The organism is Martelella sp. K41-7, assembly GCF_055808365.1.
Map to the genome: position 1 here is coordinate 3,843,138 of NZ_CM147867.1, position 12,589 is coordinate 3,855,726.

At 60.0% G+C, this 12,589-nt stretch carries 12 protein-coding genes; 9 read left to right on the forward strand and 3 right to left on the reverse strand.

The annotated features are described in order from the left end of the window. Positions 1-7 precede the first annotated feature (7 nt). The 3 genes from AC0L7L_RS18245 (at position 8) to fdhA (ending at position 3,044) form a co-directional block, all read left to right on the forward strand. Positions 8-718 carry a sulfate transporter family protein gene (locus tag AC0L7L_RS18245; protein ID WP_272213494.1) on the forward strand — a complete coding sequence of 237 codons (711 nt, stop codon included), beginning with the start codon at positions 8-10 and terminating at the stop codon, positions 716-718. A gap of 118 nt (positions 719-836) precedes the next feature. Then, the gene (locus tag AC0L7L_RS18250) at positions 837-1,694 is read left to right on the forward strand and encodes a D-amino-acid transaminase (protein WP_473510524.1); all 858 of its coding nucleotides are present in this window, start codon (positions 837-839) and stop codon (positions 1,692-1,694) included. Between the two features lie 153 nt (positions 1,695-1,847). Next, complete coding sequence (gene fdhA / locus AC0L7L_RS18255; protein ID WP_473510526.1) at positions 1,848-3,044, forward strand: formaldehyde dehydrogenase, glutathione-independent; 1,197 nt, start codon at positions 1,848-1,850, stop codon at positions 3,042-3,044. 64 nt (positions 3,045-3,108) lie between these two features. On the opposite strand, the gene AC0L7L_RS18260 is transcribed toward fdhA, so the two are convergent. Further along, on the reverse strand, positions 3,109-4,017 hold the full coding sequence (locus tag AC0L7L_RS18260; protein WP_473510528.1) for an NUDIX hydrolase: 909 nt from the start codon (positions 4,015-4,017) through the stop codon (positions 3,109-3,111). 104 nt (positions 4,018-4,121) lie between these two features. Between AC0L7L_RS18260 and AC0L7L_RS18265 the strand changes: the two genes are divergently transcribed. The 6 genes from AC0L7L_RS18265 (at position 4,122) to AC0L7L_RS18290 (ending at position 9,958) form a co-directional block, all read left to right on the forward strand. Then, the gene (locus AC0L7L_RS18265) at positions 4,122-4,448 is read left to right on the forward strand and encodes a hypothetical protein (RefSeq protein WP_473510530.1); all 327 of its coding nucleotides are present in this window, start codon (positions 4,122-4,124) and stop codon (positions 4,446-4,448) included. A 231-nt stretch (positions 4,449-4,679) separates the two neighbouring features. Beyond that, entirely contained in the window at positions 4,680-6,269 is a 1,590-nt protein-coding gene (locus AC0L7L_RS18270; RefSeq protein WP_473514004.1) for an ABC transporter substrate-binding protein, read from the forward strand. 58 nt (positions 6,270-6,327) lie between these two features. Next, complete coding sequence (locus AC0L7L_RS18275) at positions 6,328-7,335, forward strand: ABC transporter permease subunit (protein ID WP_473510532.1); 1,008 nt, start codon at positions 6,328-6,330, stop codon at positions 7,333-7,335. 10 nt (positions 7,336-7,345) lie between these two features. Next, positions 7,346-8,254, forward strand: coding sequence for an ABC transporter permease subunit (locus AC0L7L_RS18280; RefSeq protein ID WP_272213500.1), 909 nt, complete (start codon positions 7,346-7,348; stop codon positions 8,252-8,254). A gap of 4 nt (positions 8,255-8,258) precedes the next feature. After that, complete coding sequence (locus AC0L7L_RS18285; RefSeq protein WP_272213501.1) at positions 8,259-9,116, forward strand: ABC transporter ATP-binding protein; 858 nt, start codon at positions 8,259-8,261, stop codon at positions 9,114-9,116. Next, positions 9,113-9,958 carry an ABC transporter ATP-binding protein gene (locus AC0L7L_RS18290; RefSeq protein ID WP_473510535.1) on the forward strand — a complete coding sequence of 282 codons (846 nt, stop codon included), beginning with the start codon at positions 9,113-9,115 and terminating at the stop codon, positions 9,956-9,958. Before AC0L7L_RS18285 ends, AC0L7L_RS18290 begins: the two co-directional genes overlap by 4 nt. Before the next feature lie 47 nt (positions 9,959-10,005). Here the strand turns inward: AC0L7L_RS18290 and AC0L7L_RS18295 are convergent, their stop codons facing one another. Both AC0L7L_RS18295 and AC0L7L_RS18300 read right to left on the reverse strand, forming a co-directional pair. After that, a complete protein-coding gene (locus AC0L7L_RS18295) occupies positions 10,006-11,298 on the reverse strand; it encodes an Hsp70 family protein (RefSeq protein WP_473510537.1) in 1,293 nt (430 codons plus the stop codon). Between the two features lie 138 nt (positions 11,299-11,436). Then, positions 11,437-12,390 carry a bifunctional enoyl-CoA hydratase/phosphate acetyltransferase gene (locus AC0L7L_RS18300; protein ID WP_473510539.1) on the reverse strand — a complete coding sequence of 318 codons (954 nt, stop codon included), beginning with the start codon at positions 12,388-12,390 and terminating at the stop codon, positions 11,437-11,439. Between the last annotated feature and the right edge of the window lie 199 nt (positions 12,391-12,589).

Sequence of the window (12,589 nt, forward strand, 5' to 3'; positions counted from 1 at the left end):
TCTGCCGATGCTGATGACTGCGGCGCGTCAAGCGTTTTCAGACCTGATCGATCCCAAGATGCGCGGCATATTGTGGAAGGTGTTGGGCTTGTCGCTGTTGTGCCTGATTGCGCTCTGGTTCGCGATCAGGGCGTTGTTCCTGTGGCTTGCATTTCCGTTTCTCGCCAATCTGTTTCCGACCATGCCGGAATGGACCGGTTGGATCACGTTCGTGCTGCTGATCTTTGCCGCCCTCGGGCTGGCGCTGGGGCTTGCGCTTTTGATGGCGCCGGTCTCCGCCTTTGTCGCCGGTATCTTTCTGGATGATGCGGCAGACCATATCGAGCGCCTGCACTATCCCCTTGATCCGCCCGGCACGCCGCTGCCGGTGCTGACGGCCATGAAGGAAGCGCTGAAATTTCTTGGCGTCATTATCCTCGGCAATATTTTCGCGCTGTTTCTGCTCCTGATCCCGGGCGTCAATCTGGTCGCCTTCTTTGTGGTCAACGGCTATCTTCTCGGTCGGGAATTCTTTGAATTCGCGGCGATGCGCATCATGACGCCGGAAGCCGCCAGGGCGTTCCGGCGCGAAAGAGGGTTCACCGTTTTCCTCGCCGGTCTCGTTGTCGCAGGCTTTGTCGCGATCCCGATCGTCAATCTGGCGACCCCGCTGTTTGCGACCGCCTTCATGATGCACATCGTCAAACATCTGCGAATGGCCGATGGTTTGCGCGTTTGATGCAGAAAATTCGACATTCTTGCAATAAACGGCGAATAAACAGGTCTTGAATCGAAGACTTGCCAAGGCTATGACCATTTCAGGGTGAACCGGGCGAATGAAGCACAGGAGCGTGAACATGGATCGTATCGTTTATCTGAACGGAGAATGGTTGCCGGAAGGTGAGGCGAAGGTGTCGATCTTCGACCGCGGCTATGTCTTTGCAGACGCGATCTACGAGGTTACCTGCGTCCTCGACGGCAAGCTCCTCGACTATTCCGGCCATGCCGCGCGGCTGAAACGGTCGACCGATGCAATCGGCATCAAACTGCCCGTCGATGACGACGGCCTGCTCGCCCTGCACCGGGAAATCGCGACCCGCAACGACATGAGCAATGGCCTGATTTACCTGCAGGTCTCGCGCGGCAATCCGGGCGACCGGGATTTCATGTTCGAAAGCAACATGGAGCCGACCTTCTCGATGTTCACCCAGAAGAAGAATGTGATCGACACGCCGACGGCGAAAAACGGCATCTCCGTGGTCACGCTTGAGGATCTGCGCTGGGGACGCTGCGACATCAAGACCACCCAATTGCTCTATCCCAGCCTTGCCAAGATGGAAGCGCACGAAAAAGGTGCCGACGATGCCTGGCTGGTCAAGGATGGCTTCGTCACCGAGCAGACCTCGGCCACCGCCTATATCGTCACCCAGGACGATGTGATCGTGACCCGGCCGCTGTCGCGTGTGGTGTTGCCCGGCATTACCCGCGTCTCGGCGCTGGAGATCGCCGCACGCAACGGCTTCAAGGTGGAAGAGCGCGCCTTCAGCGTCGATGAGGTCAAGGGCGCGAAGGAAGCCTTTTATACCTCCGCCAGCAATTTCGTCACCCCGGTCATCGCCGTGGACGGCCAGCCGATCGGTGACGGTAAACCGGGTCCGACAAGCGTGAAACTGCGCGCGCTTTACATCGAGGATCGCCGCGCCAACGCGATCTGATGCGGCATTCGTCGTCAGCCTCTTCGCCAATATGTTTTCATGCCGCCATGTCTATGGCGGCATTTTTGATGTCGTATCATGTCGTTTTCAGACATGGATCGGCCTTTGTCCCGGCAGATGATGAAGCTTCATAACAAAGTCCGGGAGGAAGACATGGCAACTGCATCAAACCGAGGCGTTATATTTCAGGGCGCCGGAAAAGTGACTGTCGAAACGATCGATTTTCCGAAACTGGCGCTGGGAGACCGCCGGTGCGATCACGGTGTGATTCTGAAAATCCTGACCACCAATATCTGCGGCTCCGACCAGCATATGGTGCGCGGCCGCACCACTGCGCCTCAGGGCCTTGTGCTCGGACATGAAATCACCGGACAGGTGATCGAATGCGGCCGCGATGTGGAGTTCATTTGTGTCGGCGACGTCGTTTCCGTGCCGTTCAACATTGCCTGCGGACGCTGCCGCAATTGCAAGGAAGGCAAGACCGGCATCTGCCTCAACGTCAACCCGTCGCGGCCGGGTGCGGCCTACGGCTATGTCGACATGGGCGGCTGGGTCGGCGGCCAGGCCGAATACGTCATGGTGCCCTATGCCGATTTCAACCTGCTGAAATTTCCCGATCGCGAACAGGCGATGGAGAAAATCACCGACCTGACATTGCTCTCCGACATCTTCCCGACCGGCTTCCACGGTTGCGTGACAGCGGGCGTTGGTCCGGGGTCGATTGTCTATATCGCCGGCGCCGGGCCGGTGGGCCTTGCCGCCGCCGCTTCTGCAAGGCTTCTGGGGGCGGCCTGCGTCATTGTCGGCGACATGATCCCGGAGCGCCTGAGCCAAGCCAAGAGCTTCGGCTGCGAGGTCGTGGACCTCAGGCAGGATGCGACAATGCAGGATATGATTGAGCAAATCACCGGTTCACCGGAGGTCGATGCGTTTGTCGACTGCGTCGGGTTCGAGGCCCATGGCTGCGGCCATGATCACGGGCATGAACAGCCTGCCACCGTGCTGAACTCGGCGATGGATCTGACACGCGCCGGCGGACAGATCGGCATTCCGGGGCTTTATGTGACCGAGGATCCGGGCGCTGAGGACAAGGCCGCCCAGAAAGGCGCGCTCAGCCTGCGCTTCGGTCTCGGCTGGGCCAAGTCGCATTCCTTCCACACCGGCCAATGCCCGGTGATGCGCTATAACCGGGCGCTGATGCAGGCCATTCTGTTCGGGCGGGTGGATATCGCCAAGGCTGTGAATGTCGAACTCATCACGCTCGACGATGCCCCGCGCGGCTACGCCGATTTTGATGGCGGGGCGGCGAAGAAATTCGTTATCGATCCGCATGGCATGGTCGCCGCATAACCCTCGGCAAGGGCGGGTCAAGAGAAACAGGGCCTGGCAATGATTGCCAGGCCCCACAATGCCCTCACATGCGCGCGACCGGCAGGCGCGAGCCGGAAAGCGCGCGTTCCTCGCGCACCGCGTGGCGGTAGCGGAACAGCTTGGCCGGGCGGCCTCCGGTTTCGCCGGTGGTTTCGCCGGTTTCCTCGATCAACTGCTGCTGGTCGATCTGCCGTCTGAAATTCGGCTTGTGCAGCCTGAGCCCGGCAAGCGCCTCGACACCCTTTTGCAGTTGAAGAAGCGAAAAGCATTCGGGCATGAGTTCGAAAATCACCGGGCGGTATTTGATCTTGGCGCGCAGCCGGGCAATCGCGGTGGCCAGTATCCGGCGATGGTCTGCTGACATCGGGCGGCCGAACCAGAAGGCCGGCGCCAGTCCGGCTTCCGCGATCAGCCCCGCCTCAAACATCAACTCGTAGCGCTGCAGCACCAGTTCCTCGTTCCAGGCCATGCCGTTGAGACCAAAGGAAAATTCCAGCCGGTGGCGGCGGGCTGCACGGCCCGGTCGCTCGCTCTCTGCCCATTGGCTCAGCATATCGGTTACCTGTTTAAGGATTTCCGGCTGTCCGGCGCGCAGGTCCTCCCATGGAAAATAGGAATACCAGTCCTTCCACAAGGGTGCACCGCCGCCGGGCGGGGGCTGTTCGCGCACCAGACCAAGATAGCTGATCGAGATGGTGCGGTGCCCGTCTTCACTCCGCTCGAAGCCACGGTCGCGGTCGGCGAAGGTGTAGAGTTGTTCGAGATAGCCGACCGGATGGCCCGTCTGGCTCTCCACCCAGGCGCGCAGCCCGCTCTGCAGGCTGCGGTGGGCACTTTCGAACGGGCCGGAGGGCAGAGCCTTTCCCATGCGCACGGTCATCACCCGCGGCGCGTCATCCGTCAGCGCGGTCAAAACGGCGATCAGTTCGGGATAGGCAAGGGCCTCGGTCACGGGCGCTCCGCTGTTTCGGCAGTGACAGAGGCCGTAGCACCAAATGGAGATATCGCCAAGGCGGGGTTCAGGAGAGCACGATCTGAAGACGCGGGCACACCCGCTTGTCGATCACGTCCGGCCAAAGCGTACCTGAAATCGCGGCGACGTGTGCGCCAGCGGGTGCCGTAGGCGGCGATCAACTGGTGAAGCTGTTGCTGCAATGTCACGTGTGCGGCTCCCTGAAGACTGACGATTGTCAGTTCAACGCACTTTGCGGCGGTTTCCCGCCGCCACTATGGAAAGCAATCATCCTGAAGTCCGGCCTGCGACTTTCGAAACAGAATTGCGTCAAACCCTTCAGTTTTTTACAAAAATGTGAATTTCTTGAATTTGGGAGCTATTTCAGCGGCTTGCCTTCTGTTCAATTTGCCGGGTCTCGAGCTTTTTGATTGCACGGTCAAAAAAAACGATAGTCTCGCCATCAGTGTGGCAACCGTGGTTGGGAATGGTGCCATGCACAGACTTTTGTTGGCGCCTCGGTATCTGTAACGATCCCGCAAGGCGCCGATGCGGCTTGATCCGTTGCGGCCGGCGCCCTGGTGGCAACCGCGCGGATTTCACGAAGGATCCGGCGTCATGAAAGCCGGTCCATCGACCAACAAGGGGAAAATGATGAAGAAATTGAAAGCTTTGGCTCTCGCTACGAGCTTTTTGTCGCGCTCGGCGGTGCCGCCAGCGCCAAAACGCTTGTATATTGCTCAGAAGGTTCGCCAGAAGGCTTCGACCCGTCCGCCTACACCAGCGGCACCAGCTTCGATGCTTCCTCACGCACGGTCTTCAACCGTCTGCTCGAGTTCAAGCATGGTTCCACCGAAACCGAACCGGGTCTCGCCGAAAGCTACGACATCTCCGACGACGGCCTGGAATACACTTTCCACATCCGTCCCGGCGTCAAGTTCCAGACCACTGACTTCTTCACGCCGACGCGTGAACTGAACGCCGATGACGTCGTGTTCTCGTTCGAGCGCCAGCTCGACAAGGACAATGAATGGTACGCCTATGCCCCGGGGATTTCCTGGGAGTATTTCGACGCGATGAGCTTCCCGAGCCTGATCAAGAGCGTCGACAAGGTCGACGACATGACCGTCAAGTTCACATTGAACCGCCCGGAAGCGCCGTTCATCGCTGACCTTGCCATGGATTTCGCCTCGATTGTTTCCCTGGAATATGCCGAGCAGCTCGCTGAAGCCGGCACCAAGGAGCAGTTCAACCAGAAGCCTGTCGGTACCGGTCCGTTCACCTTCGTTGCCTACCAGCAGGATGCCGTGATCCGCTACAAGGCTTTCCCGGACTACTGGAACGGCAAGCAGCCGATCGATGACCTGGTTTTCGCCATCACCACCGATGCCTCTGTGCGCGTGCAGAAACTGCAGGCCGGCGAGTGCCATATCATGCCATACCCGTCCCCGGCTGACATCGCAGGCCTCAAGGAAAACGACAAGCTGAAGGTTGAGCAGAGCGCCGGCCTCAATATCGGTTACCTTGCCTACAACACGCTGCAGCCGCCGTTCGATAAGGTTGAGGTCCGCAAGGCCCTGAACATGGCCATCGACAAGCAGGCGATCATTGACGCTGTGTTCCAGGGCACCGGTCAGGTTGCAAAGAACCCGATCCCGCCGACGATGTGGTCGTATAACGATGCGGTCAAGGACGATCCTTACGATCCGGAAGCCGCCAAGAAGATGCTGGAAGACGCGGGCGTCACCGATCTTTCGATGAAGATCTGGGCAATGCCGGTTCAGCGTCCGTACAATCCGAACGCCCGCCGCATGGCCGAATTGATGCAGTCCGACCTCGCCAAGATCGGTGTAGAGGTCGAGATCGTCTCCTACGAATGGGGTGAATATCTTGCCCGTTCCGGCGAGAAGGATCACGACGGCGCTGTTCTGCTCGGTTGGACCGGCGACAACGGCGATCCGGACAACTTCCTCGCCACCCTGCTCGGTTGCGATGCTGTTGGCACCTCGTCCAACGTCGCTGAATTCTGCTATCAGCCCTATGAGGACCTGATCCAGAAGGCCAAGGTGACCTCCGATCAGGCAGAGCGCACCAAGCTCTACGAACAGGCCCAGGTCATCTTCAAGGAGCAGGCACCGTGGGCAACGATCGCTCACTCGACCGTGACCGTTCCGATGACCAAGAATGTCGAGAACTTCGTGATCGACCCGCTCGGCTACCACCGCTTCGACGGTGTTGACATTGCCGATTAAGGTTTGAGACAGAGAAGAGGGCCGGGAAAGCGGCCCTCTTCCATTCCAGGACGTCTTCATGATTAAATTTGTTCTCGGCAAGCTCCTGCTGATTGTGCCGACCTTTATCGGCATCACCATTGTCGCCTTCGGCTTTGTCCGCGTGCTGCCGGGTGATCCGATCCTTCTGATGGCCGGTGAGCACGGCATCAGTCCCGAGCGCTACCAGCAACTGGTGCACCAGTTCGGCTACGACAAGCCGATCGTCGTCCAGTATCTTTCCTATGTCTGGAATCTGCTGCACGGCGATTTCGGCATTTCGCTCTCCACCAAACAGCCCGTTCTGACCGAGTTTCTGGCGCGGTTCCCCGCGACGGCCGAACTTTCGATCTGCGCTATGTTTCTGGCGATCGCGATCGGTCTTCCCGCCGGCGTTCTGGCCGCTGTCAAGCGCGGCTCGATTTTCGATCAGGCCACCATGGGCGTGGCACTCACCGGTTATTCGATGCCGATCTTCTGGTGGGGCCTTTTGCTGATCATCCTGTTTTCCGGCATTCTCGGCTGGACTCCGGTTTCGGGACGGATTTCGCTGCTCTATTATTTCCCCTCCGTCACCGGCTTCATGACCATCGATTCGCTGCTGTCAGGGCAGAAGGGTGCGTTCACCTCGGCGTTGTCGCACCTGATCCTGCCGTCGGTCGTGCTTGCCACCATTCCGCTTGCAGTGATCGCGCGCCAGACCCGTTCGGCCATGCTCGAAGTGATGGGCGAGGACTATGTCCGCACCGCCCGCGCCAAGGGCCTTTCCGGCGGGCGCGTCATCGGGCTCCATGCGCTCAGGAATGCGCTGATCCCGGTGATCACCACGATCGGCCTTCAGGTCGGCATGCTGATGGCAGGCGCGATCCTGACCGAGACGATCTTTTCCTGGCCGGGCGTCGGCAAGTGGATGATCGATTCGATCTCGCGGCGCGACTATCCCGTTGTGCAGGGCGGTCTTGTCCTGATCGCCGGCCTCGTCATGCTGGTCAACCTCCTGGTCGACCTTGCCTATGGCCTCATCAACCCGCGCATTCGCCACCAATAGGAGGACCGCCATGACAGACCCAGTCACAGTCGCCGCGGCCCAGCGCAAGCATGTTCGCCTGCAGATGCTCTCCGAGTTCTGGCACTATTTCAGCCGGAGCAAGGGCGCCGTAATCGGCCTTGCCATCATCGTCGCGCTCGTGTTGATCGCGCTCTTCGCCCCGTGGATTGCGCCGCATAACCCGAATGCCCAGAATGTTGCCATGCGGCTGACGCCTCCAGTCTGGGAGGCGGAGGGCACAGCGACCTATCTGCTCGGCACAGATGCCGTCGGCCGTGATATGCTTTCGCGGCTGATCTATGGCTCGCGCTATTCGCTGCTGATCGGCCTCGTCGTCGTCACCATTGCGCTGGTCTTCGGTATTGTGCTCGGGCTGCTTGCTGGCTTTTTCCGCGGCTGGGTTGATGTTGCGATCATGCGGATCATGGACGTCATTCTCGCCTTCCCACCACTGCTTCTGGCGCTGGTTCTGGTCGCCGTGCTCGGTCCCGGTCTCGTCAATGCCATGCTGGCCATCGCGCTCGTGCTGCAGCCGCATTTCGCGCGTCTGACCCGTGCCGCGGTCATGGGTGAATCCCGGCGCGAATATGTGATTTCCGCCCGTGTTGCCGGGGCCCGCAACGGTCGGTTGATGTTCAAGACCATCCTGCCGAACTGTCTGTCGCCGTTGATTGTGCAGGGTACGCTGTCGTTTTCCGACGCCATCCTGAACGCCGCCGCCCTTGGCTTCCTCGGTATGGGCGCGCAGCCGCCGACACCGGAATGGGGCACGATGCTGGCGGAAGCGCGCGAGTTCATCCTGTCAGCCTGGTGGGTTGTCACCTTCCCCGGCCTTGCCATCCTGATCACCGTGCTGGCGATCAATCTCGTGGGCGATGGTCTGCGTGATGCGCTCGATCCCAAGCTGAAGCGGAGCTGAGCCCATGGATAATCAGATGGAACCGCTTCTCGACGTCCAGAACCTATCGGTCTCTTTTCCGACGGCCGCTGGTCAGTCGACCGTGCTCGACAGCGCCTCCTACCGCATCGATCGCGGCGAGGTGCTTGCTATTGTCGGCGAAAGCGGCTCAGGCAAGTCGGTTGCCATGCTCGCCGTGATGGGGCTCCTTCCCCCAACGGCAACGGTGACCGCTGACAAGATCACCTTCGAGGGCCGCGATATCGCCAACCTGTCGCCGAAGGCACGCCGCCGGATCATCGGCAAAGACATTTCGATGATTTTTCAGGAGCCGATTGCCAGCCTCAATCCCTGCTTTACCTCCGGGTTCCAGATTGATGAGGTGCTCAAACAGCATACCGATCTCGACAAGAAAGCGCGCCACAAACGCGCCATCGAACTCTTGGAAGCTGTTGGCCTGCCGAACCCGGCTGATCGGTTGAGGGCCTATCCGCACCAGATGTCGGGCGGCCAGTGCCAGCGCATCATGATCGCGATTGCCATGGCCTGCTCGCCGAAGCTCCTGATCGCCGACGAGCCAACCACAGCGCTCGACGTGACCATCCAGAAGCAGATCCTCGAGCTGCTGGCGAAGCTTCAGGAGGAAACCGGCATGGCGATGATCATGATCACCCACGACATGGGTGTCGTCGCCGAGACCGCCGACCGGGTTGTGGTACAATACCAGGGTCGCAAGATGGAAGAATCCGACGTGCTGACGCTTTTCGAAAATCCGAAGCATGCCTATACCAGAGCGCTGCTTTCGGCACTGCCGGAAAACGCCACCGGTGATCGGCTGCCAACCATCGACTATTCGGCCGATTTTTCGGGAGGCGCCCAATGAGTGAGATCGTAGCAGAAGGAAAAAATATCGTCCGCGACTACATCGTGCCGGGCGGTATGTTCGGTAAGGCCCGCGCCGTCAGGGCGCTAAAGGGCGTCGACTTCTCCGTCGAGCGCGGCAAAACGCTGGCGCTGGTCGGCGAGTCCGGCTGCGGCAAGTCCACCCTTGCCCGCATCATCACCATGATCGACGCGCAGACCGAGGGCGAACTGACCATCGGCGGCAAGTCCATCGACATCTCTAAGACGCGGCCGACCCCCGAGCAGCGCCGAAAGGTGCAGATCGTGTTCCAGAACCCCTATGGTTCTTTGAACCCGCGCCAGAAGATCGGTGACGTGCTGATGGAGCCGCTTCTCCTCAACACCGACGATACCGCCACCGACCGCCGCGACAAGGCCCAGAACCTTTTGAAGAAGGTCGGTCTCGGGCCTGAGCATTTTGAGCGCTATCCGCACATGTTCTCCGGTGGCCAGCGCCAGCGCATCGCGATCGCCCGTGCGCTGATACTCAATCCTAGCTTGCTTGTGCTCGACGAACCGGTCTCCGCGCTCGATCTTTCCGTGCAGGCCCAGATCCTCAACCTTCTTGCCGATCTGCAGGACGAGTTCAACCTGACCTATATCTTCGTCTCCCACGACCTTTCGGTCGTGCGTTATATCTGCGACGAGATCATGGTGATGTATTTTGGTGAAGTGGTGGAGCGTGGTTCGCGTGATCAGGTGTTCACGGATCCGCAGCACGAATATACCCAGTCCCTGTTTAAGGCGACGCCACGCGCGGACGTTGACAGCATTCGCACACGGCTTGCAGCCAAGCAGGCAAAAATGTCTGCCGGCGGGTAGGACATTTCTTTTCCGTCATTCCGGCTTGCTGCCGGGATGATCTCTCCTCAGACCGCCTGCGGAAAATGCTCCTCTGTGCCGATCAGCGCCAGACCGTGGGCAATCGACAAAAGTTCGCCGCCTGTCTCGATGCGGCTCTTGTCGAAGCGGTTTTCGAAGATTTCGCGCACGGCCGGCACGAAGGATGAGCCGCCGGTCAGAAACACCTTGTCTATCTCGCCAGCGGTGATGCCAGCGCCTTCAACAGCCTCATCGAGTGCTGCTTCCATCTGGCCGAGTTCGCCGGAAATCCAGGTTTCGAAATCGGCGCGGCGTACGCTGCGGCGGCTGTCTTTTCCCAGTGGCGCGAAGAAAAAATCGGCCTCGTCTTTCGCCGAAAGCGCCCGCTTGGTGGCCGTTACCGCTTCATAAAGCGGGTAACCCTCGTCGTTTTCAATCAGCTCTATGAACAGTTCAAGCGCGTCCGGATCGGTCGCATCGCGCACCAGGCTTTGCAGGTCCTTGAAGTCGCGGGTGGTCTTGAAGATCGAAAGCTGGCTCCAGCGGCCAAAGCTGGCGTAGTAGTTGGATGGCACGTCGAGCACCTTGCCGAAGCTTCTGTAGCACGTGCCCTTGCCCAGCATCGGGCTGACGACATTGTCGATGATGCGATAATCGAACATGTCGCCGGCAACGCCGACACCGGAATGGGAAAGCGGTTCGGCGGAAAGCCGGCCGGCACTTTTGGAAAACCGGATGATCGAATAGTCGGTGGTGCCGCCGCCAAAATCGGCGACCAGCACATTAGCATCTCTCTTGAGGCGGCTTGCGAAATACCAGGCGGCGGCCACCGGCTCCATGACGAAGCGGATTTCTGGGAAGCCGAAGCGTGACAGCGCGTCATTATAGCGTTCGATTGCCAGTGCCTCGTCAGCGCCGACACCGGCAAAACGCACCGGCCTGCCGGCAACTACGCGGCTGACATTTTGCGGCCAGCTGTCGCCGGCGTAGGTCATCAGCTTTTCGAGAAACACCGCCATCAGGTCGGGGAAGGAGTGGCGGCGGCCGAGCACGGCCGTCTCCTTGAACAGCGGGCTCGCCGCATAGGTCTTGATCGACTGCAGGAAGCGGCATTCGCCGGGATGGTCGATCAGCGTGCGGATGGCCGCAGCGCCCGCTTCTGTCGCCAGCGGCGCGCCGACGGTGGCCTTCCGGTCCTTCATGAAGGACAGGCAGGTGCGCATCGTATCCGTCACGCCTGCCTGGCTTTCAAACGTCAGCGAGCGGGTTTCGCCGTCGCTCTCCGCGGGCAAAGCGATCACGGTGTTGGTCGTGCCGAAGTCTAAACCGAGCGCGGTCATGACGCCGTCCTTTGTTGTGCGCGAATATGGAGCGAAGGGCGGCGGTTATACGCCTCCAGGGCGCATTGGCAAGATGGCGGACGTGAAAAAGCCGCCGCGGCAGATGCCGCGACGGCTTTTGAAACGGCTCGTCGCTTTTCAGAACGCGGGGAACCGGCCATTGCGGCGGGCATCCGCCATCAGAGCCGCAATCGCGCAGGAGCCGATACGGGCCTGCGCCCCATCGGCACGGCTCGTCAGGATGATCGGAATGCGGGCGCCGAGGATGATGCCCGAGGAGGTGGCGCCGCCGAGCAGAACCAGCTGCTTGGCCAGCATATTGCCGGATTCCAGGTCCGGCGTCAGCAGAATGTCGGCATCGCCGGAAACGGCGGACGTGATACCCTTGATCTTGGCGGCCTCAAGGCTGATCGCATTATCGAAGGCGAGCGGGCCGTCAACAATGGCATTGGTGATCTGACCACGGTCGGCCATCTTGGAAAGGCAAGCGGCGTCGATGGTGGACTGGATCGAGGGGTTCACCGTCTCGACAGCCGAAAGCACGGCAACCTTCGGGGTGATCTCAACGTCAGAGATCGCAATCATCAGGTCAATCGCGTTCTGGGCAATATCGACCTTGGTTGCCAGATCCGGTTTGATGTTCATGGCCGCATCGGTGATGAAAAACGGCTTGGGGTATTCCGGGTCAACCATGGCAAAGACATGGGAGATACGACGACCGGTTCTCAGCCCCGCATCCTTTCTGATGACCGCGCCCATATATTCGTCGGTATGCAGGCTGCCCTTCATCAAGGCTTCGACTTCGCCCTTGCTTGCGAGCGCAACAGCCTGTGCGGCAGAGGCGTGGCTGTGCGGTGTATCAATGATGCGGTAGCCGGAAATGTCGAGTTCATTTTCGTCGGCAACCGACCTGATCTTGCTTTCAGGGCCGACAAGGATCGGCTCGATCAGGTTTTCATGGGCCGCTTCGACAGCGCCCAGAAGCGCGTCACGACTGCAGGGATGAACAACGGCGGTGGCGATTGCGGGCTTCTGCGCGGCGCGCTCGATGAAATTCTTGTTGAAGCCCGCGACATCGAATTTGTCGGCCATCGTCTGATACTCCTTGGGTGATCGGGTTATGCTTGGGAGGCTTTCGAGGACAGGCGCGAAAGGGGCCTGTGTTCCGGTGTTGGTGCACCGGGGGCAAGGTGCCTCGGGGCGAAGTCAGATGCCTTTGGGAGGGCGAGGCGTGTTTTCTGTTCTTCTGCCATTTCGGTCTTGTCCCGTTTCCGTCATGCGCAGGTCGGCC